Raw genomic sequence first — 24624 nt, 5'->3', positions numbered from 1 at the left:
CGTGCCCTAGCCCCCGTACGTGGCCTCGGACTCGCCCAGCACCTCCGCGAAGTCCGAGGCCAGCCGCGTGGCACCGACCGCGTCCAGGTCCGCCGTCGTGACCCGCACCCCGGGTCCCGCAGCAATCCGGAACCGCGCGCCGGCCGCAACCCACCATCCCCTGGACCGCAGCCCGTTGACGACCGCGGACTCGTCCAGCACGGGCACCCACACATTCATCCCGCTCGCTCCATGTGCCGGGACACCGTGTGAGTCCAGCGCGGCCACCAGGGCGCGCCGCCGCTCCCCGTAGACGGAACGCGCCCTGCCGACCTGGGTCATCGTGTCCTGGTCGGTCATCAACCCGAGCACGGTCCGCTGCAGCAGATGACTGATCCAGCCGGACGTCAGCAGCAGGCGCCCGTCGTGGCGGGCCAGCGTCGTCGGATCGCACGCGGCCGCGGCCCAGCGCAGATCCGTCCCCAGGAACTTGGTGACGGTCCGCACATGGGCCCAGCGTGAAAGCCCGCCCGCGGTAAGTGAGTTGAGCGGTGCGCCCGCGATGTCCGACGCATGGTCGTTCTCGATCAGCAGCACGTCGGGCGCCTCCCGCAGTACGTCCAGCAGCGCATCGCGCCTGTGGGCCGAGAAGCACCCTCCGTACGGATTCTGCGCCCGCGGACTGCACACGACGGCTCGCGCCCCCGTCCGCAGCGCGGCGCCCAGTGCCTCGGGGCGCATCCCCTCGTCGTCCACCGCCACGGGCACGGAGCGCAGACCCAGCGCCTGTACGAGATCGAGCAGATGGTGGTAGCCGGGGTCCTCCATCGCCACCGCGTCGCCCGGCCGTAGCTCGGCGGAGAGCAGCCGCGCCACACAGTCGAGCGCCCCGTGCGCGAACGTGACGTGCTCGACGGGCACCCCCTCGCCGCCGAGCCAGGCTCTGACGGCATCCTCGAGCTCGGGCAGGCGCGGCGACGAGCGGTGGGACCGGGCGCCGGGGGAGAGCCGGGCGGGTGGCACCAGATCCGGCAGGAAGGCGGGATCGGGGTGTCCGCCCGCAAGGTCCCGCAGTCCTTCCGGCACCTTCGGCGGCCGCCTCGAGGTGACGGCGGGAGCCGCGGCGACCACCGTTCCGCCCCGTCCGCGCGTGACGACGAGACCGCGCTGCCGCAACTCCTTGTAGGCGGTGGCGACCGTGCCGGGGCTGACCCCGAGTTCGTCGGCAAGTCTGCGTACCGGCGGCAGCGCGTCGCCCGGCCCCAAGTCGCTCTGGGTCACTGCCCGTTCGACGGAAGCGGCAATTGTCTTGGCGGTTGTACCGCCGATCGAATATTGTGTTGCCACGTAGCTAATTATGTACCGGTACATAACTCGCGTCAAGGGGGAACGTTGAGCCTGCAGCAGCGCCGGACAGCATTGAAGGACCGCATCCCCGGCGGCACCGACGGCCGCCGGATGCTCTGGATCGCCCTGGTCGACAAGTCGGGCAACGGCCTGTGGGCCGCCACGGCAGCCCTGTACTTCACCTATGTCACCGGCCTCTCCGCCGCCCAGGTCGGCATCCTCGTCGCGGTCTCCGCGGGCATCGGCATCGCGGGCGCACCCCTGGCCGGCCGCGTCGCCGACCGGCTGCCTCTCACCCGCGTCCTCATCGCCATGCAGCTCCAGCGTGCCGTGGCCGCCCTCGCCCTGCTCACCACCGACAACTACACGCTCCTGATCGCCTTCTCGGCCGTCGGCAGCCTCGGCGACCGCGCGGCCAACGTCCTCACCAAGCTGTACGCCGCCCGCATCGCCGGCCCCGACAGGGTCCGCTACCAGGCCGTGAGCCGCACCGTCGCCAACATCGGCTTTGCGCTCGGCGGCCTCGCCGCGGCATCCGCCCTCGGGATCGGCACGACCCTCGCGTACCAGGCGCTGGTCGTCGGCAGTGCCCTCCCCTCCCTGGGGGCCGCCCTCCTCACCCTGCGCTGCGCAGAAGCCCCGTCCCCCACGCGCATCGTCACCGGCTCCGCGTCCAGAGTCTGTGACGCGAACCCCGAGACAACCGCGAAACCCGCGAGCCCCTGGCGCGACCCCACCTACCTCTTCTATACGGCCAGTGAGAGCGTGCTCTTCCTCCATGACGCCGTCTTCAAGGTCGGGCTTCCGCTGTGGATCGTGCACGCGACCGACGCCCCGCACGGCCTCGCCCCCCTGCTCCTCGTGCTCAACAGCGTCATGGTGGTGACCCTTCAGATCCCTCTCGCCCGCTTCGGAGGGACGACGAAAGCTGCGCGGCGCCTTCTCGTCCCGCTCGCTGCGGTCTTCGCGGCAGGTGCGCTGGCAATGAGCCTGTCGGCCGTCGCCGGAGGGCGGACCACGATCGCCGCACTCGTGGCCGCCTCCATCGTCCTGACCCTGGCCGAGATCCTGCACGCCACCGCATCCTGGGAGCTCTCCCTCGCCCTGGCTCCCGACGATGCCCAGGGCGCGTACCTCGGAGTCCACGGCCTGGCCCAGGCGGCCCAGCGCAGCGTCGGCCCGCTGGTCATGACCGCCGTGATCGCGACGGGTCCTGTCGGCTGGGCGCTGCTGGGCGCGGGACTGGCCGCGACCTGCCTCGCCCAGAGCCGTCTTGTACGTGACCACCTGCCCGGACCCGCGTTGTCAGTGGCGCCGGTTACGGTGAGTCACCAGTAGTCCACTGCACCCAGGGGGAGAAATGGCGTACACCCGGCAGTCACGGCAGTCACGGCAGTCCAAGCGGCCCAAGCAGACCGGCCGGCCCAGGAACAGCACATCCATGCGACGCACCCTGCGCCGTGAAGCACCCAGCACCGTCGGCCTGCTGGCCGACGAGCAGGACTTCACCGCGATGCGCCAGTACCGCACCTTCACCTTCGACAACCACGCGACCTACCTCCGGCAGGCCGAGGCCCTGCTGAGGAGCCTCGCCTCCCAGCAACTGCACACCAGCGTGGCCCTCTTCGACCCGGACGAGTTCGCGGAGTTCTGCGGAGAGGAAGGACTCGACCCCGACGCGGCCGCGAGCCGCAGCCGTTTCACCGCCGACATCGCAGGCCGCGGCGCCCGCATCGAGTACACCGGACAGCCCCTCGGCAGCCTGCTGCCCCAGCTCATCAACCAGGCGGTCCGCCGAGCCACCTGGGAGTACGCAACGATGCTCCTCGCCGACCTCGGAGAGTGCGCCGACTGCGCCCAGGACATCGGCCGGGCCGCATTCGACCGGGCGTCCCGCCTCCTGATGCACCTGCTCGAAGACGCCGGGCCCGGCACACACCACCTTGTCTGCAGCGTCCCCGGCCCCGACGAACAGCTCCTCGCCGTCCTCCATGCAGAGACAGCCACGGCAGCACCCGCCCACCTCGACGCCTCCGAGGGCACGGAATTCGTCACCGTCCTCGCAGCGGGCATCGCCCTCGAAAGCCCAGGGGGAGTCGTGCTCCGCACGAGCGCCCCGGACATCCCGGACCGCCTCCGCGGGTGGCGGCTCCATCAGGGCCTGCTCCTCCCGCTCACCGCGGGCGAGGTGTTCAGCGCCTACTGCACCGACGCCGCCACCGGCGAACCACTGTCCCCCGAACCCGGCGTGGAGTACTGCGCGGGCTTCCCGATCGCCACCGACGACCCGGACAACCACCACTGAACGCCGAAGGGGCTTCCCGCCGTCCCCGGCAGGAAGCCCCTTCGACCAATCCGACTGCGTGCCTACTCTCCGGAGAGCACTGCCTGGGCAGCCACCCGTGCCTCCTCGGCGGTGTCCGCGGCACGCGCCGCGGCGGCAGCACGCTCGCACTGCGCGAGCGTGTTCTTCGCCAGCGTCGCCCGTACATAAGGAATGGACGCCGCACCCATCGACAGCGAGGTCACACCCAGACCGGTGAGCACACACGCGAGCAGCGGATCGGAGGCAGCCTCACCACACACACCACAGCTCTTGCCCTCGGCCCTCGCGGCGTCGGCCGACAGCGCCACCAGGTCGAGCAGCGCCGGCTGCCACGGGTCCTGCAGCCGCGACACCGCACCCACCTGACGGTCGGCGGCGAAGGTGTACTGCGCGAGGTCATTGGTGCCCAGTGAAAGGAACTCGACCTCCTGCAGGATCGAGCGAGCGCGCAGCGCGGCGGACGGGATCTCCACCATCGCGCCGAACTTCGCCCGCAGCCCCGCCTCGCGGCACGCGTCCGCGAACGCCTTGGCGTCCGTACGGTCGGCCACCATCGGCGCCATGACCTCGAGGTACACCGGCAGACCCTTGACGGCCTTGGCCAGCGCCGTCAGCTGGGTCCGCAGCACCTCGGGGTGGTCCAGCAGGCTGCGCAGCCCGCGTACACCCAGCGCCGGGTTCGGCTCGTCGGCCGGAGTCAGGAAGTCGAGCGGCTTGTCGGCACCCGCGTCCAGCACCCGCACGACCACCCGGCCCTCGGGGAAGGCCTCGAGCACCTTGCGGTACGCCTCGACCTGCTTCTCCTCGGACGGCGCCTGCTTGCTGTCGTCCAGGAAGAGGAACTCCGTACGGAACAGCCCGACACCCTCGGCACCGGCCTCGACCGCGGCCGGCACATCTGCGGGGCCGCCGACATTCGCCAGCAGCGGCACCTTGTGCCCGTCCGAGGTCGCCCCCGGCCCGATGGAGGCCGACAGCGCGGCCTTGCGCTCGGCCGCGGCCTGCTCGAGCCGGCTCCGCTTCTCGTCGCTCGGCTCGACGAAGATCTCGCCGGTGCTGCCGTCGACCGCGATCAGCGTGCCCTCGGCCAGCTCACAGGCGCCCGGCAGCGCCACCACCGCGGGAACCCCGAGCGCCCGCGCCAGAATCGCGCTGTGACTGGTCGGCCCGCCCTCCTCGGTGACGAACCCGAGCACCAGCGTCGGGTCGAGCAGCGCCGTGTCCGCAGGCGCGAGGTCACGCGCGATCAGTACATACGGCTCGTCACTGTCCGGCACCCCCGGCATCGGCACACCGAGCAGCCGCGCCACGATCCGGTTCCGCACGTCGTCAAGGTCCGCGACACGTCCGGCCAGGTACTCCCCGGCACCCGCCAGCAGCGCCCGGTACGCGGCGAACGCGTCGTACACCGCACGCTCAGCGGTGCTGCCGACGGCGATGCGCCGGTCCACGTCGGCCATGAGCTCCGGGTCCTGCGCCATCATGGCCTGCGCCTCGAGCACATGCTGCGCCTCGCCACCTGCCAGATTGCCCCGTGCAATCAGGTCGGCGGCCACTGCTTCCACGGCCTTGCGCGCGCGCCCCTGTTCACGCCCCGCGTCCTCCGCCGGAATCTGCTTGGCCGGCGGCTCCAGTACCGCCGTGCCCATGAGCCGAACCTCGCCGATCGCCACACCGTGGCTCACGCCTACGCCTCGCAGCGTTGTCTGCATTTCACCCGTCTCCGATTGAGCGACGGCCTCGGCCGCCGCGATGGATGTCCGACCTGCCGTCACCGCGGCGTCGGCGTCACTGCCAGCCGAAGAGCGAGTCGCCGGCCTTCACGTCGCCGTCCTCGCGGAGTTCGGAGAGGGACTCCGCCGTGGCCTCGAGTGCCACGACCGGACAGATGGGGGACTTGCCGGCTTCCTCGACGGCCGACGGATTCCAGCGGACCACAGCTTGTCCGCGCTGGACGGTGTCGCCCTTGTTGACGAGCAGCTCGAAGCCCTCACCGTTGAGCTGGACCGTGTCGATGCCGAGGTGCGTCAGGACACCGTGCCCCTGGTCGTCGACGACGACGAACGCGTGCGGGTGAAGGGAGACGATGATTCCGTCCACGGGGGACACGGCCTCCGACGGCTCACGCACGGGATCAATAGCAGTACCGGGGCCGACCATCGCACCGGAGAACACCGGATCGGGCACAGCCGCGAGTCCGATGGCACGTCCGGCAAGAGGGGACGTCACTGTGGTCATGGGGCCTCCCAGGGGCGGAGATCGAACGGCGCCGTCACTGCCTGTCCTGGACGACGCGCTGTTCAGAAGGGTAAGTCATAAGAAGTCCTAGTTCCGCACGAGAGTTACCAGTTGGCGGACCTAGGGTGCACCGGAAACGATTTGCCTCAACTCCCGGTGACAGGTACTGTCGTAGGCCTGCCTGACCCCAACGCGACGTTGAGTCGGGGGTCGGCAGCGTCTATCAAGCCGAGATACTAACTGGTCTAAACCTCTGCATGCCCGCAGGGCGGTGGTCAGGAAGAACGAAAAAGCCTGATAGAGTTTGGAAACACCGAAGGGAAGCGCCCGGAGGGCCCGTGAAAAGGTCCAAAGGAAGCGTCCGTTCCTTGAGAACTCAACAGCGTGCCAAAAGTCAACGCCAGATATGTTGATACCCCGACCTGCTTCGGCAGGTTCGAGGTTCCTTTGAAAGTCCTGCACGCCCATGCGGCGGGCAGGCAATAACACAGCGAGGACGCTGTGAACGATCGGTCATATTCCGACCTGATCGTTCCGCTCTTGTGGTGTTGCCCCCGCAGTCTTTAATCGGACGGCTGTTGTTCCACGTCGTCGGTGCCGCAGCTAACGCATTAAGTTCCCCGCCTGGGGAGTACGGCCGCAAGGCTAAAACTCAAAGGAATTGACGGGGGCCCGCACAAGCAGCGGAGCATGTGGCTTAATTCGACGCAACGCGAAGAACCTTACCAAGGCTTGACATATACCGGAAAGCATCAGAGATGGTGCCCCCCTTGTGGTCGGTATACAGGTGGTGCATGGCTGTCGTCAGCTCGTGTCGTGAGATGTTGGGTTAAGTCCCGCAACGAGCGCAACCCTTGTTCTGTGTTGCCAGCATGCCCTTCGGGGTGATGGGGACTCACAGGAGACTGCCGGGGTCAACTCGGAGGAAGGTGGGGACGACGTCAAGTCATCATGCCCCTTATGTCTTGGGCTGCACACGTGCTACAATGGCCGGTACAATGAGCTGCGATGCCGCGAGGCGGAGCGAATCTCAAAAAGCCGGTCTCAGTTCGGATTGGGGTCTGCAACTCGACCCCATGAAGTCGGAGTTGCTAGTAATCGCAGATCAGCATTGCTGCGGTGAATACGTTCCCGGGCCTTGTACACACCGCCCGTCACGTCACGAAAGTCGGTAACACCCGAAGCCGGTGGCCCAACCCCTTGTGGGAGGGAGCTGTCGAAGGTGGGACTGGCGATTGGGACGAAGTCGTAACAAGGTAGCCGTACCGGAAGGTGCGGCTGGATCACCTCCTTTCTAAGGAGCACTTCTAGGCCGGTTTTCCGGTCCAGGGGCCAGTACATCGGCGAATGTCCGGTGCTGGTTGCTCATGGGTGGAACGTTGACTATTCGGCACGATTGGTTCGGGACTGTTAGTACTGCTTCGGCGTGGAACACAGAATCTGGATCGAACGTGCCGGGCGCGCTGTTGGGTATCTGAGGGTACGGACTACGGTCTGGAACCTTCGCGATGCCGGCCCCAGTGAACTCGCCCGTGAGGGTGGGGTGGTGGGTGGCTGGTCGTTGCTTGAGAACTGCACAGTGGACGCGAGCATCTGTGGCCAAGTTTTTAAGGGCGCACGGTGGATGCCTTGGCACCAGGAACCGATGAAGGACGTGGGAGGCCACGATAGTCCCCGGGGAGCCGTCAACCAGGCTTTGATCCGGGGGTTTCCGAATGGGGAAACCCGGCAGTCGTCATGGGCTGTCACCCACTGCTGAACACATAGGCAGTGTGGAGGGAACGAGGGGAAGTGAAACATCTCAGTACCCTCAGGAAGAGAAAACAACCGTGATTCCGGGAGTAGTGGCGAGCGAAACCGGATGAGGCCAAACCGTATGCGTGTGATACCCGGCAGGGGTTGCGCATACGGGGTTGTGGGATCGCACTTCAACAGTCTGCCGGCTGTTGGGCGAGTCAGAAACCGTTGATGTAGGCGAAGGACATGCGAAAGGTCCGGCGTAGAGGGTAAGACCCCCGTAGCTGAAACATCAACGGCTTGCTTGTGCGACACCCAAGTAGCACGGGGCCCGAGAAATCCCGTGTGAATCTGGCGGGACCACCCGTTAAGCCTAAATATTCCCTGGTGACCGATAGCGGATAGTACCGTGAGGGAATGGTGAAAAGTACCGCGGGAGCGGAGTGAAATAGTACCTGAAACCGTGTGCCTACAAGCCGTGGGAGCGTCGCTGTATGTGCTTGCGCATACAGTCGTGACTGCGTGCCTTTTGAAGAATGAGCCTGCGAGTTTGCGGTGTGTTGCGAGGTTAACCCGTGTGGGGAAGCCGTAGCGAAAGCGAGTCCGAACAGGGCGATTCAGTAGCGCGCTCAAGACCCGAAGCGGAGTGATCTAGCCATGGGCAGGTTGAAGCGGAGGTAAGACTTCGTGGAGGACCGAACCCACCAGGGTTGAAAACCTGGGGGATGACCTGTGGTTAGGGGTGAAAGGCCAATCAAACTCCGTGATAGCTGGTTCTCCCCGAAATGCATTTAGGTGCAGCGTCGTGTGTTTCTTGCCGGAGGTAGAGCACTGGATAGGCGATGGGCCCTACCGGGTTACTGACCTTAGCCAAACTCCGAATGCCGGTAAGTGAGAGCGCGGCAGTGAGACTGTGGGGGATAAGCTCCATGGTCGAGAGGGAAACAGCCCAGAGCATCGACTAAGGCCCCTAAGCGTACGCTAAGTGGGAAAGGATGTGGAGTCGCAGAGACAACCAGGAGGTTGGCTTAGAAGCAGCCACCCTTGAAAGAGTGCGTAATAGCTCACTGGTCAAGTGATTCCGCGCCGACAATGTAGCGGGGCTCAAGCGTACCGCCGAAGTCGTGTCATTCGTACATATATCCCCAACGGGAGTACGGATGGGTAGGGGAGCGTCGTGTGCCGGGTGAAGCAGCCGCGGAAGCGAGTTGTGGACGGTTCACGAGTGAGAATGCAGGCATGAGTAGCGATACACACGTGAGAAACGTGTGCGCCGATTGACTAAGGGTTCCTGGGTCAAGCTGATCTGCCCAGGGTAAGTCGGGACCTAAGGCGAGGCCGACAGGCGTAGTCGATGGACAACCGGTTGATATTCCGGTACCCGCTTTGAAACGCCCAATATCGAGCCCATTAATGCTAAGGCCGTGAAGCCGCCCTGGAGCCTTCGGGCAAAGGGGAGTGGTGGAGCCGCCGGTCCAAGGTGGTAGTAGGTAAGCGATGGGGTGACGCAGGAAGGTAGTCCAGCCCGGGCGGTGGTTGTCCCGGGGTAAGGGTGTAGGCCGTGTGATAGGCAAATCCGTCACACATTAAGGCTGAGACCTGATGCCGAGCCGATTGTGGTGAAGTGGATGATCCTATGCTGTCGAGAAAAGCCTCTAGCGAGTTTCATGGCGGCCCGTACCCTAAACCGACTCAGGTGGTCAGGTAGAGAATACCGAGGCGTTCGGGTGAACTATGGTTAAGGAACTCGGCAAAATGCCCCCGTAACTTCGGGAGAAGGGGGGCCATCACTGGTGAGAGGACTTGCTCCTTGAGCTGGGGGTGGCCGCAGAGACCAGCGAGAAGCGACTGTTTACTAAAAACACAGGTCCGTGCGAAGCCGTAAGGCGATGTATACGGACTGACGCCTGCCCGGTGCTGGAACGTTAAGGGGACCGGTTAGTCACATTTCGGTGTGGCGAAGCTGAGAACTTAAGCGCCAGTAAACGGCGGTGGTAACTATAACCATCCTAAGGTAGCGAAATTCCTTGTCGGGTAAGTTCCGACCTGCACGAATGGCGTAACGACTTCTCGACTGTCTCAACCATAGGCCCGGTGAAATTGCACTACGAGTAAAGATGCTCGTTTCGCGCAGCAGGACGGAAAGACCCCGGGACCTTTACTACAGTTTGATATTGGTGTTCGGTTCGGCTTGTGTAGGATAGGTGGGAGACTGTGAACTCTGGACGCCAGTTCAGGGGAGTCATCGTTGAAATACCACTCTGGTCGTGCTGGATGTCTAACCTGGGTCCGTGATCCGGATCAGGGACAGTGTCTGATGGGTAGTTTAACTGGGGCGGTTGCCTCCTAAAGAGTAACGGAGGCGCCCAAAGGTTCCCTCAGCCTGGTTGGCAATCAGGTGTTGAGTGTAAGTGCACAAGGGAGCTTGACTGTGAGACCGACGGGTCGAGCAGGGACGAAAGTCGGGACTAGTGATCCGGCGGTGGCTTGTGGAAGCGCCGTCGCTCAACGGATAAAAGGTACCCCGGGGATAACAGGCTGATCTTCCCCAAGAGTCCATATCGACGGGATGGTTTGGCACCTCGATGTCGGCTCGTCGCATCCTGGGGCTGGAGTCGGTCCCAAGGGTTGGGCTGTTCGCCCATTAAAGCGGTACGCGAGCTGGGTTTAGAACGTCGTGAGACAGTTCGGTCCCTATCCGCTGCGCGCGCAGGAGTCTTGAGAAGGGCTGTCCCTAGTACGAGAGGACCGGGACGGACGAACCTCTGGTGTGCCAGTTGTCCTGCCAAGGGCATGGCTGGTTGGCTACGTTCGGAAAGGATAACCGCTGAAAGCATCTAAGCGGGAAGCCTGCTTCGAGATGAGGACTCCCACCTCCTAGAGAGGGTAAGGCTCCCAGTAGACGACTGGGTTGATAGGCCAGATGTGGAAGCCGGGCAACCGGTGAAGCTGACTGGTACTAATAGGCCGAGGGCTTGTCCTCAGTTGCTCGCGTCCACTGTGTCAGTTCTGAAGTAACGACCGTATTTGTAGCTGTTGCTCCGGTCAGAATTTCATAGAGTTTCGGTGGTCATTGCGTTAGGGAAACGCCCGGTTACATTCCGAACCCGGAAGCTAAGCCTTTCAGCGCCGATGGTACTGCAGGGGGGACCCTGTGGGAGAGTAGGACGCCGCCGAACAATTATTGTGGGAAAGCCCCGCACCTTATGGTGCGGGGCTTTTCTGCGTTCAGGCCTGATTGACCCCTGTGTACGAGCCGGCCGTGGCTGAGGGTAGGGTCAGGGGGAATCGTTGGCACGTTCCTCACAGGAGGCCCCCGGGTGGAGGTCCAGGAGACCCGCGTTCAGACGGACCGGGTACTCACCATCCCCAACATCCTCAGCATGGCACGCCTCCTCGGTGTGCCGCTCTTCCTGTGGCTGATTCTCCGCCCTGAGTTCGGCGGGCCCAAGAGCGATGGCTGGGCATTGCTGGTGCTGATGCTGAGCGGCGTCAGCGACTATCTCGACGGCAAGCTCGCCCGGCGATGGAACCAGATCAGCAACCTCGGACGCATCCTCGACCCGGCCGCCGACCGGTTGTACATCCTCTCCACCCTGGTCGGACTGACCTGGCGGGAGATTCTCCCCATCTGGCTCACTGCTGCCCTATTGGCGCGGGAACTGATGCTGCTGGTGATGGTGGGGATCCTCCGCAGGCACGGCTATCCGCCGCCCCAGGTGAACTTCCTCGGCAAGGCAGCCACCTTCAACCTGATGTACGCCTTCCCACTGCTGCTCCTGAGTGACGACAGCGGGTGGCTTGCGTCACTGGCTGCTATTTTCGGATGGGCGTTCGCCGGATGGGGTACAACTCTGTATTGGTGGGCAGGGATCCTCTATGTGGTCCAGGTCCGCCGACTCGTCAAGGCGGACGCAGCGGCCGATTGACCTCGTCGGTGCGGTGCCGTGCAGTGTTGCCGGCCGCACATGACGCCAGAGTGCCTCTTTGGGCGGGTGAAGTCGGCCAGACCGTCGTTTCTTCAAGGAGGAAGCTTCCGACATGAAGGCCGTCGTGATGGCCGGTGGCGAAGGAACTCGACTTCGCCCCATGACCTCGAGCATGCCCAAGCCGCTCCTGCCTGTGGCCAATCGGCCGATCATGGAGCATGTGCTGCGACTGCTCAAGCGGCATGGACTCAATGAGACCGTCGTAACCGTGCAGTTTCTCGCCTCTCTCGTCAAGAACTACTTCGGCGACGGCGAAGAGCTCGGGATGGAGCTCACCTATGCCAATGAGGAGAAGCCACTCGGCACTGCGGGCAGTGTCAAGAATGCCGAGGAAGCACTGAAGGACGATGCGTTCCTTGTCATCTCGGGTGACGCTCTCACCGACTTCGATCTCACCGATCTGATCGCCTTCCACAAGGAGAAGGGCGCACTGGTCACGGTGTGCCTGACCCGCGTGCCGAATCCGCTGGAATTCGGCATCACCATCGTGGACGAAGCAGGCAAGGTCGAACGCTTTCTGGAGAAGCCGACCTGGGGACAGGTCTTCTCCGACACCGTCAATACGGGCATCTACGTCATGGAGCCCGAGGTGTTCGACTATGTCGAGGCCGATGTGCCCGTGGACTGGTCCGGCGATGTCTTCCCGCAGCTCATGAAGGAAGGCAAGCCCATCTACGGGTATGTCGCCGAGGGCTACTGGGAGGATGTCGGCACCCACGAGAGCTACGTCAAGGCACAGGCCGACGTCCTCGAGGGCAAGGTCGATGTGGAGCTCGACGGCTTCGAGATCTCGCCGGGTGTGTGGGTGGCGGAAGGCGCCGAGGTACACCCGGACGCCGTTCTGCGGGGCCCCCTGTACATCGGCGACTACGCCAAGATCGAAGCCGATGTGGAGATCCGCGAGCACACGGTCGTGGGCTCCAACGTGGTCGTCAAGAGCGGGGCCTTTCTCCATAGGGCCGTGATCCACGACAACGTGTACATCGGGGAGCACTGCAACCTTCGGGGCTGCGTGATCGGCAAGAACACCGACATCATGCGGGCCGCGCGTATCGAGGACGGCGCCGTGATCGGCGACGAGTGCCTCGTAGGCGAAGAATCGATCGTTCAGGGCAATGTGCGGGTCTATCCGTTCAAGACCATCGAGGCCGGCGCTTTCGTCAACACCTCGGTGATCTGGGAGTCGCGGGGGCAGGCGCATCTCTTCGGGGCCCGGGGAGTCTCCGGGATCCTCAATGTGGAGATCACGCCCGAGCTCGCGGTGCGGCTCGCCGGTGCGTACGCCACCACGCTCAAGAAGGGGGCGACAGTCACCACGGCGCGTGACCACTCCCGCGGTGCGCGGGCGCTGAAGCGGGCCGTGATCTCGGCGCTGCAGACCAGCGCGATCGACGTACGCGACCTGGAGAATGTGCCGCTTCCCGTCGCACGGCAGCAGACCGCGCGCGGCAGCGCGGGCGGCATCATGATCCGTACGTCGCCGGGTGTGTCGGACTCCGTGGACATCATGTTCTTCGACGAGCGTGGGGCCGACCTGTCACAGGCCGGACAGCGGAAGCTGGACCGGGTGTACGCGCGCCAGGAGTACCGTCGGGCGTTCCCGGGCGAGATCGGGGATCTGCATTTCCCGTCCAGCGTCTTCGACTCGTACACCGGCTCTCTGCTGCGCAACGTCGACACCTCGGGGATCACCGAGTCCGGTCTGAAGGTCGTCATCGACGCCTCCAACGGCAGCGCGGGGCTTGTCCTGCCCAGCCTGCTCGGACGGCTCGGCGTGGACGCGCTGACGATCAATCCCGGCCTCGACGAGTCCCGGCCCACGGAATCGGCCGACACACGCCGGTCCGGGATGGTGCGGCTCGGCGAGATCGTGGCCTCCGCACGGGCGGCCTTCGGCGTTCGCTTCGACCCGGTGGGTGAGCGGCTGTCGCTGGTCGACGAGCGAGGACGGATCATCGAGGACGACCGCGCGTTGCTGGTGCTGCTCGACCTGGTGGCGGCGGAACGGCGCAGCGGGCGGGTGGCTCTGCCGGTGACGACCACCAGGATTGCCGAGCAGGTGGCGGCGTACCACGGTACGCAGGTGGAGTGGACGACCACATCGCCGGACGACCTGACGCGGGTCGGGCGTGAGGACACCACGATCTTCGGCGGCGACGGGCGCGGTGGCCTCATCATTCCCGAGTTCAGCAGCGTCTTCGACGGCTCGGCGGCCTTCGTACGGCTCCTCGGCCTGGTGGCCCGTACGCAGCTCACGCTCAGCCAGATCGACGCCCGGATCCCGCGGGCGCATGTGCTCAAGCGTGACCTCGCAACGCCGTGGGCGGTCAAGGGGCTGGTGATGCGGCGGGTCGTCGAGGCGGCCGGGGACCGGCACGTGGACACCACTGACGGTGTGCGGGTGGTCGAGGCCGACGGACGGTGGGTGATGGTGCTTCCCGACCCCGCCGAGGCAGTCACTCATCTGTGGGCGGAAGGCCCCGATGACGCATCGGCGCAGGCGCTCCTCGACGAATGGTCGGCAGTGGTGGACAGCGCAGGTCACTGAGGTGAGGCAGCAGTGCCGGAAGTTGCCCGTGGGCGGCTTCCGGCACGCCGGTGGGGCCATTCGGCGGTAGCAGCTGCGACGTGCGACGATGTGCGGCATGTCGCAGCAGCCCCCCGTTCGGAGCACCGGCTCTCCACCTCCGCGCCCTGATGCGTCCATGTCGCTGCTGACGAATGTGATGGAGCACAGCCTCGACGACGGTTACGCGGAGGCGGCGGCCCGCAGAGAGGCCGAGGGCGGCGGACTTCCCCGTACGCTGCGGGCCAAGCTGGGCCTCGCAGCCGGCCTTCTGCTGGCAGCCGTCATCGTCACCGTCGGCGCCGCGGAGGCGCGTATATCGGCGCCGGTCGTGGCGAAGGAGCGCGAGGAGCTCATCGACCGAATCGGGGCCGAGACCTCGGCCGCCGACGACCTTGAGCAGAGCGTCGACACGCTCCGTAACGAGGTGGAGGACCGGCAGCGCAAGGCGCTCCGGACGCAGGGCGGGGACCAGGGGGCACTCGTCGCGCTGCTCTCCGGCGCCACCGAGGTGCAGGGGCAGGGTGTGAAGCTTGTCGTCGACGATGCGAAGAACACGGATCAGGGCGGCGGCGGGCCGCGGGAGAGCAGCGGCTTCTCCGATACGGGCCGGGTACGGGACCGCGACATGCAGCGGGTCGTCAACGGCCTGTGGGAGTCCGGCGCCGAGGCCGTTGCGATCAATGGACAGCGTCTGACCGCCCTGTCGGCGATCCGTGCTGCGGGGGACGCCATACTGGTCGACAACAAGCCGCTGGTGCCGCCGTACACGGTGCTGGCCGTGGGGAACGGGAAGAAGCTGAGCATCGCGTTCCAGGACAGTGCCGACGGGCAGTATCTGCACGCGTTGCAGGAGAACTTCGGTATCCGCACCAGCATTTCCACCGAGGACGAGGTGCGTCTGCCCGCGGCGCCGAGCTTGATCGTACGTACAGCAGAGCCGAAGACCTCCGACGCCGGGAAGGCCACCGGGCAGGGAACGGCTGACACAGGGAAGGGCACATCGTGATCGCCGTACTGGGCCTCGTCGTGGGAGTCGTGGTCGGACTGTTGGTCCGGCCCGAGGTACCGGCGGTGGTCGAGCCCTATCTGCCGATCGCCGTGGTCGCTGCTCTGGACGCTGTCTTCGGTGGCCTGCGGGCCATGCTCGACGGCATCTTTGTCGACAAGGTCTTTGTCGTCTCCTTCCTGTCGAACGTCGTGGTTGCCGCGCTGATCGTCTTTCTGGGCGACAAGTTGGGCGTCGGCGCCCAGCTGTCGACAGGTGTGGTGGTCGTGCTCGGCATCCGGATCTTCTCCAACGCTGCCGCGATCCGCCGGCATGTGTTCCGGGCGTGAGGCCGATGAACAGCGAAGAGAATCCGCAGGGCGAGGAGCCGCAGACGGTGCAGCCGCCGGCGGACGAGCAGCCCGAGCAGCCCCAGAAGCAGACCGGCCGGCAGCGGCTGGTCGCCGGGCTGTGGCCACCGCGGGTCACGCGCGCCCAACTCATCGTCGCGGTCCTGCTGTTCGTCCTGGGGCTTGGACTCGCCATCCAGGTCCGCTCCAACAGCGACAACAGCGCGCTGCGCGGCGCCCGCCAGGAGGACCTGGTCCGCATCCTCGACGAGCTCGACAACCGCACCCAGCGGCTCGAGGACGAGAAGCAGCGTCTGGAGGACCAGCGCACCGAGCTGGAGAACAGTTCGGACCAGGCGGAAGAGGCGCGTAAGCAGACTCTGCAGAAGGAGCAGCAGCTGGGCATCCTGGCCGGCACGGTCGCGGCGCAGGGGCCGGGTATCACGCTGACCATTCAGGACGCGTCCGGCACCGTGGAGTCGGACATGCTGCTCGACGCGATTCAGGAGCTGCGCGCGGCGGGTGCGGAGGCGATTCAGGTCAACGACATCAGGGTCGTGGCCGACACGCATTTCTCCGGCAGTGGCGGTGCCATAGAGGTGGACGGCAAGCGGATCACCGCGCCGTACCGCTTCAAGGTCATCGGCAAGCCGCAGGATCTGGAGCCCGCCCTGAACATCCCGGGCGGTGTGGTGCAGACGCTGGAAAAGGAGCAGGCCACCGCCACGGTAGCCCGGTCGGAGAAGATCGTCGTCGACGCCTTGCGACCTGCGAAGCGGCCTGACTACGCTCGGTCGTCATCGCAGTGAGGCGGGGGCACATGGGGTCTGCCGGACCAGGGCAGGAGATTGCGGGGGGTCGACGCATCGCAAGCGTGGTGCGTGGTGGAAACTGTCTGGTGGATACGGACGTTGTGAGAATGTCCGGGTCGGCAGGTGTGGTCATTGAGGGTTCGTCCTGCCCCACGGGCGGGTCTATTTCGGTCAAGGGGAATCGCCCGTGAAGTTGTTTGGGAAGTTGTTCGGCAAGAGCGCACGCGAGGACGGCGGCAACGCCAAGCATCGCGCGCCGCGCCATGGCCAGGGTGAGGAGCAGGGTGCTGAGCGGCCGCTCTTCCGGGATGAGGTTGCTGGTCCGGGCGGTGACAATTCGGGCGGCCAGGGCGCGTCGTCTGTTGACCCTGCCGGTCCCGGCCGCATAGGTTTCGGGGAACCATCAACCTCAAGTACGGGTGGAGGGTTTGCCTCCGATCCGTATGCGACCAATCCCCACGCGGGGCAGCCGCGGCAGGAGGATCCGTCCATGTCGGCCTTGCCGGTTTGTACGAGGTGCGGGCACCGCAACGCCGAGGCCAGTCGGTTCTGCTCCAACTGCGGCGCGCCGCTGCGGGGCGGGGCGCCCGCGGAGCGCGCCTCGGAGACGACCTCGACCATCTCCATCTCCGGCATCGAGGCCTACGACTCGGAGGTGACGGGCCAGACCGCCCTGCCTTCGCTCTCTCCGGAGGCCCAGGCGGCCGTCGACGCCCTGCCGCTCGGTTCGGCACTCCTGGTGGTGCGCCGCGGGCCGAATTCGGGCAGCCGCTTCCTGTTGGACGGCGAGCTGACCACGGCCGGCCGCCACCCGCAGAGCGACATCTTCCTCGACGACGTGACCGTGTCGCGGCGGCATGTGGAGTTCCGCAGGGGCCCGGACGGCCGCTTCACCGTCTCCGACGTGGGCAGCCTCAACGGCACGTATGTCAACCGTGAGCGGATCGACTCCGTCGTTCTGTCCAACGGTGACGAGGTTCAGATCGGCAAGTACCGGCTGGTCTTCTACGCAAGCCAGCGGGGCGTGTGACCCTTCCCCGGACTCCGTCCGGGGGGACCCCAGGAAGGTACATGCTGCGAACACCGACGGGCGGTGCCGGTCACGGCACCGCCACCTCGGGCGAGCGGCTGATGAGCATCGGTTCGGTGCTCGGCCAGCTGCGCGACGAGTTTCCCGAAGTCACGATCTCCAAGATCCGCTTCCTGGAGGCGGAAGGGCTGGTCGAGCCGCGCCGGACGCCCTCGGGGTATCGCAAGTTCAGCCCGGAAGACGTGGAGCGGCTGGCTCAGATCCTGCGGATGCAGCGGGACCACTATCTTCCGCTGAAGGTCATCCGGGAGCACCTGGACGCACTGGTCCGCGGCGACCAGGTGCAATTGCCTGCCCAGGCGCCGCAGCGGGAACTGCTCGATGCCTCCTGGGAGTCCGAGTCCGAGCGTCCGACCGCTGCCCGGGTGGGCCGGGCGGAGCTCCTGGCCGCCGCGGAGGCGAGCGAGGAGGAGCTGGCCGAGTGGGAGGCGTACGGCCTTCTTGCGTCCGATCAGGACGGTGGCTACGACTCCGAATCGGTGACCGTAGCCAGACTTGTCGCGGACCTGGGGAGATTCGGCCTCGAGCCGCGGCATCTGCGCGTCATGAAGGCTGCGGCCGAGCGTGAGGCCGGGCTGGTCGAGCAGGTGGTGGCACCGCTGCGGCGGCACCGTAATCCGCAGACCAGGGCACATGCCGAGGCGACCACGAAAGAGCTTGCGGCGCTCGCCGTACGGCTGCATGCGGCACTGGTGCAGACGGCACTCGGAGTACGGCTGCACTGATCTTGGGGGAGCCCGACTACCCAAACCGGCCGGGCACGACCTAGGGTTGCTGTGTGAACGAGCTCGACGTTGTGGGTGTCCGGGTGGAAATGCCCTCCAACCAACCGATCGTGCTCCTGCGTGAAGTGGGAGGCGACCGGTACCTCCCCATCTGGATCGGTCCCGGGGAGGCGACCGCCATTGCCTTTGCCCAGCAGGGCATGGCACCTGCCAGGCCGCTGACCCATGACCTCTTCAAGGACGTGCTGGAGGCGGTGGGCCAGGAGCTCACCGAAGTCCGCATCACGGACCTGCGCGAAGGGGTTTTCTACGCGGAGCTGGTCTTTGCCAGCGGAGTCGAGGTGAGCGCCAGGCCGTCCGATGCCATAGCGCTTGCGCTGCGCACCGGTACGCCGATCTACGGCAGTGACGGGGTGCTCGACGACGCCGGGATTGCCATCCCGGACGAACAGGAGGACGAGGTGGAGAAGTTCCGCGAGTTCCTCGACCAGATCTCGCCGGAGGACTTCGGCACCAACAGCCAGTGACCGCCGAGCCGGGCGCCGTTAGCGCATTCGAGTAGCCTTTCCCCGAATAGGGGCACGGGAAACCACTCTCAGGGTGATTATCACTCGGCGTGCCGAGTGTGGCGATCGTTGACGCGCCCCTGGTGACTGCCTACCGTCGAGAGGGCAGGTCTAGGACGGAGGGTCGGCGTGAGAAGCAGCGGCGACGGTACGGTTGGGGGCACCCCCGGACGAAGTCTGGGGGAGGGCGGGCCGTATCCGCTTCACGAGAGTGCGGCCGACCCCTGTGCGGAGACAATCGGCTACCGGGGACCGACCGCGTGTGCGGCGGCGGGCATCACCTATCGGCAGCTCGACTACTGGGCCCGTACGGGTCTGGTCGAGCCCAGCGTGCGGCCTGCGTACGGCTCCGGTACCCAACGGCTCTACAGCTTCCGCGATGTGGTCGTCCTCAAGATCGTCAAGCGTTTCCTGGACACGGGCGTCGCGCTGCAGAACATCCGCACCGCGGTGCAGCATCTGCGGGCCCGCGGCTTCAGCGACCTCGAGCGGATGACGCTCATGAGTGACGGCGCGACGGTCTACGAGTGCTCCTCGCCCGACGAGGTGGTCGACCTGCTCCAGGGCGGCCAGGGGATCTTCGGGATCGCCGTGGGCGTGGTGTGGCGGGATGTGGAGGCAGCGTTGTCGCAGCTGCACGGCGAGCGCATCGACACCGGCGAGACCCTGGTCGGGAACAACCCCGCCGACGAGCTGGCCAGGCGCAGACGCGACCGGGCAGTCTGAGCGGAATTCATTCGGCGCCGTTGTCAGTGGCGTAGGGCAGCATCGGTCGTGTGAGAACCGCGCCGACGATTCTGCATCTGGACATGGATGCCTTCTTCGCCGCCGCCGAACAGGCGGCGAAGCCGAGTCTGCGCGGAAAACCGGTGGTGGTCGGCGGGCTGGGGCCGCGCGGAGTCGTGGCCACCGCCTCGTACGAGGCCAGACGCTTCGGGGTGCACTCGGCGATGCCGATGGCGCAGGCCAGACGGCTGGCACCCAATGCCGCCTATCTCGTGCCGCGCTTCTCCCTGTACCGCACAGTCAGCGAGCAGGTGATGGAGCTCCTGGGCAGCCTCTCGCCGCTCGTGGAGCCGCTGAGCCTGGACGAGGCCTTCGTGGACCTGGAAGCAGGGGGCACGGCCGATGACGCCCGGTCCGCCCGGGAGACCGGTGAGCGGCTGCGTACGGACATCCGTGCTGTCACCGGGCTCACCGGGTCCGTCGGGCTCGCCGGTTCCAAGATGCTCGCGAAGATCGCCTCCGAGCAGGCCAAGCCCGACGGGCTGGTGCTCATAGAACCGGGCACGGAGCGGGAAATGCTCGGGCCGATGCCGGTGCGGACGCTGCCCGGGGTGGGGCCGGCGACCGGGGAGCATCTGCGGCGGGCCGGCATGACCACGATCGCGGACCTGGCGGAGGCGGGCGAGGACGAGCTCGTACGGTTGCTGGGCAGGGCCCACGGGGCCTCACTGTTCCGGATGGCCCTCGGGCACGACGACCGGCCGGTGGTGGCCGAGCGGGATGCGAAGTCGGTGTCGGTGGAGGACACCTTCGACGTGGATCTGCACGACCGGGTGCGGGTGCGGATCGAGGTGGAGCGGCTCGCCGAGCGATGTGTAGCCCGGCTGCGGGCCTCCGGGCACTCGGGCCGGACCATTGTGCTGAAGGTGCGGCGCTACGACTTCTCGACGCTGACACGCTCGGAGACGCTGCGCGGGCCGACGGACGACCCCGGGGTGGTGCGGGAGGCCGCCGGGCGGCTGCTGGAGGCCGTGGACACCACGGGCGGGGTGCGGCTGCTGGGGGTCGGTGTGACCGGGCTGGCCGACTACACCCAGGAGGATCTCTTCGCGCAGGCCGCCGCCGGTGAGCACGCCATGGCCGCGGAGGCGGAGGCGCGGGCCGGAGCGGGGGAGGAGGGCGAGCCGGAGGCGCCCGAGAGCCAGGAAGCGGGGGGAGCGGTCACTGCGGAGCCCGAGGCGCTCGCCGAGCGGCGCTGGCCGGCCGGACACGACGTACGGCATGCGGAGTACGGGGCGGGGTGGGTGCAGGGCAGTGGGGTGGGGCGGGTCACCGTGCGGTTCGAGGAGCCGGGGTCGGAGCCGGGGCGCGTACGCACCTTCCGGGTGGACGACCCCGACCTGGAGGCGGCCGAGCCGTTGCCGCTGGTGGCGCTGCCCCCGGCGGCCGGTGGCCCCGGTCAGTCGTCCTGGCCGGCCAGCCGCCCGAAGTCCCGGTCGGAGCCGGAGGAGGGGGTGGGCGTCTCGGGGGGCTCGGAGAGTTCGAGGCCGTAGTGGTGGTAGAGCTGGAGCTCCTGCTCGGGCGAGAGATGGCGGCCGACGCCGAAGTCCGGGGCATCCTTGATCAGCGCGCGTTCGTACGGGACGTGGAGGGTGTTGTCGACGAGCTCGCTGGGCTCGAGCGGGACGAAGGCGTCACGGCTGAACAGGCCGGTGCGCACAGCAGCCCACTCGGGCGCCCCGGTGGCGTCGTCCAGATACACCTCGTCCACAGTCCCGATCTTGCTGCCATTGCGGTCGAACGCCTTGCGGCCGATCAGGCTGCGCGGATCGATATCGGTCTGCACGGTCCCTCCTACAGGTCGCATTGCTCGCAACTGCTCTGTGAATACTACAAAAGTGCACATCCTGGGCGTCGGCCACTCGAGGGATCGCCGAGGGGGCGCGCTGGTAGGCTGGCAGACGGCTGCTGACCCTGTGCGGGAGAGTCCTCCGGTGAAACTGCCGGCGGCGCCGAAGGAGCAAATCCTCCCCGGAATCTCTCAGGCCCCTGTACCGCACGGACGAGGTCACTCTGGAAAGCAGGGCGGGCGTCGGACGGCATCCGCTCTCACCGACGGTGAAAGCCGGAGCGTCGTATGCGCGAAAACGCGTGTGCGGACGGTCCGGTGAAGCTCTCAGGTTGAGATGACAGAGGGGGAGGCCGTCCGGGCATCCGCGCCGTGGTGCCCCTCGCAGGTCGTGTCAGACCAGGAGGCCTCCTTAATGACCGCCAACCGCATTTCGCTCTCCCAGCTGGAGCGAGGCACCCCCTTCGAGCAGCGCCACATCGGGCCCGATGCCGAGGCCCAGGCGAAGATGCTCGCGCAGGTGGGCTACGGCTCGCTCGACGAGCTGACCGCCGCCGCGGTGCCTGATGTGATCAAGAGCACGGAGGCGCTGAACCTCCCGGACGCGCGCACCGAGGCCGAGGTTCTCGCCGAACTGCGCACCCTCGCCGACCGCAACCAGGTGCTGGCACCGATGATCGGGCTCGGCTACTACGGCACCTTCACGCCGCCGGTCATCCTGCGCAACGTCATGGAGAACCCGGCCTGGTACACGGCGTACACGCCCTACCAGCCGGAGATCTCGCAGGGCCGTCTCGAGGCGCTGCTCAACTTCCAGACGGTGGTCGCCGACCTGACCGGCCTGCCCACCTCCGGCGCCTCACTGCTCGACGAGGGCACGGCTGCCGCCGAGGCCATGTCGCTGGCCCGGCGGGTCGGCAAGGTCAAGAACGGCGTCTTCCTGATCGACGCCGACGCGCTGCCGCAGACTCTGGCCGTGATCGAGACCCGCGCCGAGCCGACCGGTGTCGAGATCGTCACCGCGGACCTGAGCGAGGGCATCCCGGCCGAGATCGCCGAGCGCGGCGTCTTCGGCGTGCTGCTGCAGTACCCGGGCGCCTCCGGAGCCGTGCGGGACCTCAAGCCCGTCATCGAGCAGGCCCACGAGCTCGGCGCGATCGTGACCGTCGCCGCCGACCTGCTGGCGCTGACCCTTCTCACCTCGCCCGGCGAGCTCGGCGCGGACATCGCGGTCGGCACCACTCAGCGCTTCGGCGTCCCGATGGGCTTCGGCGGTCCGCACGCCGGCTACATGGCCGTCCGTGAGAAGTTCGCGCGCAGCCTGCCCGGCCGGCTCGTCGGCGTCTCCGTGGACGCGGACGGCAACAAGGCCTACCGGCTCGCGCTGCAGACCCGCGAGCAGCACATCCGCCGGGAGAAGGCCACCAGCAACATCTGCACGGCCCAGGTGCTGCTCGCCGTCATGGCGGGCATGTACGCCGTCTACCACGGTCCCGACGGCCTCCGGGGGATCGCCCGACGCACCCACCGCTTTGCGACGCTGCTCGCCGAGGGGCTCAAGGCCGGCGGTGTCGAGGTCGTGCACGGTTCGTACTTCGACACGCTGACCGCCCGCGTGCCCGGCAAGGCCGCCGAGGTGGTCGCCGCCGCCCGTGAGGGCGGGGTCAACCTCCACCTCGTCGACGCCGACCACCTCTCCATCGCCTGCGACGAGACCACCGGACGCAGCCAGCTGGCCGCCGTCTGGACCGCCTTCGGCGTCGAGGCCGACATCGAGGCACTGGACGAGGCCGCGGCGGACGCGCTGCCCCGGGACCTGCTGCGCAGCGACGACTACCTGACCCACCCCGTCTTCCACCAGCACCGCTCCGAGACCGCGATGCTGCGCTACCTGCGCAAGCTCGCCGACCGTGACTACGCGCTGGACCGCGGCATGATCCCGCTCGGCTCCTGCACCATGAAGCTGAACGCGACCACCGAGATGGAGCCGGTCACCTGGCCGGAGTTCGGGGCGATGCACCCCTTCGCGCCGGTCGAGCAGGCCGCCGGGTACCTCACGCTCATCCGCGAGCTGGAGGAACGTCTCGCCGAGGTCACCGGGTACGACGCGGTGTCCATCCAGCCCAACGCAGGCTCGCAGGGCGAGCTCGCCGGCCTGCTGGCCGTACGCGCGTACCACCGCGCCAACGGCGACACCCAGCGCACCATCTGCCTCATCCCCTCCTCCGCGCACGGCACCAACGCCGCCAGCGCAGTGATGGCGGGCATGAAGGTCGTCGTGGTCAAGACCGCCGACGACGGCGAGGTGGACATAGAGGACCTCCGCGCCAAGATCGAGCAGTACCGTGACGAGCTGTCCGTACTGATGATCACCTACCCGTCCACGCACGGAGTGTTCGAGGAGCACGTCGCCGACATCTGCGCGCAGGTGCACGAGGCCGGTGGCCAGGTGTACGTCGACGGCGCCAACCTCAACGCGCTGGTCGGCCTCGCCAAGCCGGGCAAGTTCGGCGGCGACGTCTCGCACCTCAATCTGCACAAGACCTTCTGTATCCCGCACGGCGGTGGCGGACCGGGTGTCGGTCCGGTCGGTGTGCGGGCGCACCTGGCCCCGTACCTGCCCAACCACCCGCTCCAGCCGACCGCGGGTCCCGAGACCGGCGTCGGACCGATCTCGGCCGCTCCGTGGGGCTCGGCCGGCATCCTGCCGATCTCCTGGGCGTACGTACGTCTCATGGGCGGCGAGGGCCTCAAGCGCGCGACGCAGGTCGCCGTGCTCGCGGCCAACTACATCGCCAAGCGCCTGGAGCCGCACTACCCGGTGCTCTACACGGGCCCGGCCGGTCTGGTCGCGCACGAGTGCATCGTGGACCTGCGGCCGCTGGCGAAGGCGACCGGCGTCAGTGTCGACGACATCGCCAAGCGGCTGATCGACTACGGCTTCCACGCGCCGACGATGTCGTTCCCGGTGGCCGGCACGCTGATGATCGAGCCCACCGAGAGTGAGGACCTGACCGAGATCGACCGCTTCTGCGACACGATGATCGCGATCCGCGGGGAGATCGAGAAGGTTGCGTCGGGCGAGTGGCCCGCGGAGGACAACCCGCTGCGCAACGCCCCGCACACGGCGTCCGCGCTGGGCGGGGAGTGGGAGCACCCCTACAGCCGTGACGAGGCGGTCTTCCCGGCCGGCGTGAGTGCCGCGGACAAGTACTGGCCGCCGGTGCGCAGGATCGACGGTGCGTTCGGCGACCGTAATCTCGTCTGCTCCTGCCCGCCGCTGGACGAGTACGACAACTGACGTACGGCTGACGTAACGGCGCGTATGCGTCGGGG

At 66.9% G+C, this 24624-nt stretch carries 17 protein-coding genes, 2 rRNA genes, 1 riboswitch and 1 other annotated feature; of the genes, 15 read left to right on the top strand and 4 right to left on the bottom strand.

Annotated features, from left to right (window positions below; all coding sequences use genetic code 11):
- Positions 1-6: 6 nt before the first annotated feature.
- The gene (locus OG883_RS17500) at positions 7-1326 is read right to left on the bottom strand and encodes an aminotransferase class I/II-fold pyridoxal phosphate-dependent enzyme (RefSeq protein ID WP_266541829.1); all 1320 of its coding nucleotides are present in this window, start codon (positions 1324-1326) and stop codon (positions 7-9) included.
- A gap of 45 nt (positions 1327-1371) precedes the next feature.
- On the opposite strand from OG883_RS17500, the gene OG883_RS17495 reads away from it, so the two are divergent.
- Both OG883_RS17495 and OG883_RS17490 read left to right on the top strand, forming a co-directional pair.
- Positions 1372-2664, top strand: a complete 1293-nt coding sequence (locus OG883_RS17495; protein ID WP_323180930.1) for an MFS transporter — start codon at positions 1372-1374, stop codon at positions 2662-2664.
- 103 nt (positions 2665-2767) lie between these two features.
- Positions 2768-3631, top strand: a complete 864-nt coding sequence (locus OG883_RS17490; RefSeq protein ID WP_266541826.1) for a hypothetical protein — start codon at positions 2768-2770, stop codon at positions 3629-3631.
- 62 nt (positions 3632-3693) lie between these two features.
- Here OG883_RS17490 and ptsP read toward each other — a convergent pair whose 3' ends face one another.
- Together ptsP and OG883_RS17480 are read right to left on the bottom strand one after the other, a co-directional pair.
- The gene (gene ptsP / locus OG883_RS17485; protein ID WP_266541824.1) at positions 3694-5364 is read right to left on the bottom strand and encodes a phosphoenolpyruvate--protein phosphotransferase; all 1671 of its coding nucleotides are present in this window, start codon (positions 5362-5364) and stop codon (positions 3694-3696) included.
- Between the two features lie 76 nt (positions 5365-5440).
- On the bottom strand, positions 5441-5890 hold the full coding sequence (locus tag OG883_RS17480; RefSeq protein WP_266541821.1) for a PTS glucose transporter subunit IIA: 450 nt from the start codon (positions 5888-5890) through the stop codon (positions 5441-5443).
- Positions 5891-6515: 625 nt separating this feature from the next.
- Positions 6516-7171 (top strand) — a sequence feature (16S ribosomal RNA rRNA prediction is too short).
- Positions 7172-7487: 316 nt separating this feature from the next.
- Between OG883_RS17480 and OG883_RS17475 the strand changes: the two genes are divergently transcribed.
- The 12 genes from OG883_RS17475 (at position 7488) to OG883_RS17420 (ending at position 20992) form a co-directional block, all read left to right on the top strand.
- Positions 7488-10610 (top strand): 23S ribosomal RNA (locus OG883_RS17475).
- 79 nt (positions 10611-10689) lie between these two features.
- Positions 10690-10806 (top strand): 5S ribosomal RNA (rrf, locus tag OG883_RS17470).
- A gap of 141 nt (positions 10807-10947) precedes the next feature.
- Complete coding sequence (locus OG883_RS17465) at positions 10948-11556, top strand: CDP-alcohol phosphatidyltransferase family protein (RefSeq protein WP_266541818.1); 609 nt, start codon at positions 10948-10950, stop codon at positions 11554-11556.
- A 112-nt stretch (positions 11557-11668) separates the two neighbouring features.
- Complete coding sequence (locus tag OG883_RS17460; protein WP_266541816.1) at positions 11669-14164, top strand: mannose-1-phosphate guanyltransferase; 2496 nt, start codon at positions 11669-11671, stop codon at positions 14162-14164.
- Between the two features lie 97 nt (positions 14165-14261).
- The gene (locus OG883_RS17455; protein ID WP_266541814.1) at positions 14262-15191 is read left to right on the top strand and encodes a DUF881 domain-containing protein; all 930 of its coding nucleotides are present in this window, start codon (positions 14262-14264) and stop codon (positions 15189-15191) included.
- Complete coding sequence (locus OG883_RS17450) at positions 15188-15520, top strand: small basic family protein (RefSeq protein WP_003970459.1); 333 nt, start codon at positions 15188-15190, stop codon at positions 15518-15520. Before OG883_RS17455 ends, OG883_RS17450 begins: the two co-directional genes overlap by 4 nt.
- A gap of 5 nt (positions 15521-15525) precedes the next feature.
- On the top strand, positions 15526-16329 hold the full coding sequence (locus OG883_RS17445) for a DUF881 domain-containing protein (protein ID WP_266541812.1): 804 nt from the start codon (positions 15526-15528) through the stop codon (positions 16327-16329).
- A 148-nt stretch (positions 16330-16477) separates the two neighbouring features.
- Positions 16478-17362: an FHA domain-containing protein gene (locus tag OG883_RS17440; protein ID WP_266549127.1), complete on the top strand. Its 885-nt coding sequence runs from the start codon at positions 16478-16480 to the stop codon at positions 17360-17362.
- Between the two features lie 41 nt (positions 17363-17403).
- A complete protein-coding gene (locus OG883_RS17435) occupies positions 17404-18147 on the top strand; it encodes a MerR family transcriptional regulator (protein ID WP_266541809.1) in 744 nt (247 codons plus the stop codon).
- A 53-nt stretch (positions 18148-18200) separates the two neighbouring features.
- The gene (locus tag OG883_RS17430; protein ID WP_006123076.1) at positions 18201-18674 is read left to right on the top strand and encodes a bifunctional nuclease family protein; all 474 of its coding nucleotides are present in this window, start codon (positions 18201-18203) and stop codon (positions 18672-18674) included.
- A 168-nt stretch (positions 18675-18842) separates the two neighbouring features.
- The gene (locus OG883_RS17425) at positions 18843-19439 is read left to right on the top strand and encodes a MerR family transcriptional regulator (RefSeq protein WP_266541806.1); all 597 of its coding nucleotides are present in this window, start codon (positions 18843-18845) and stop codon (positions 19437-19439) included.
- Between the two features lie 50 nt (positions 19440-19489).
- Entirely contained in the window at positions 19490-20992 is a 1503-nt protein-coding gene (locus OG883_RS17420) for a DNA polymerase IV (RefSeq protein ID WP_266541804.1), read from the top strand.
- Here the strand turns inward: OG883_RS17420 and OG883_RS17415 are convergent.
- On the bottom strand, positions 20899-21285 hold the full coding sequence (locus tag OG883_RS17415; RefSeq protein ID WP_266541801.1) for a PRC-barrel domain-containing protein: 387 nt from the start codon (positions 21283-21285) through the stop codon (positions 20899-20901). The genes OG883_RS17420 and OG883_RS17415 overlap by 94 nt on opposite strands.
- Positions 21286-21408: 123 nt before the next feature.
- Positions 21409-21506: riboswitch (glycine riboswitch) on the top strand.
- 197 nt (positions 21507-21703) lie between these two features.
- Between OG883_RS17415 and gcvP the strand changes: the two genes are divergently transcribed.
- Positions 21704-24589, top strand: coding sequence for an aminomethyl-transferring glycine dehydrogenase (gene gcvP / locus OG883_RS17410; protein WP_266541798.1), 2886 nt, complete (start codon positions 21704-21706; stop codon positions 24587-24589).
- Positions 24590-24624: the final 35 nt, after the last annotated feature.

It is taken from the genome of Streptomyces sp. NBC_01142 (assembly GCF_026341125.1).
In the GTDB taxonomy this organism is placed as follows: Bacteria; Actinomycetota; Actinomycetes; order Streptomycetales; family Streptomycetaceae; genus Streptomyces.
Note: the sequence above shows the minus strand (reverse complement) of the source record. Positions and strands in the feature narration are given on the sequence as shown.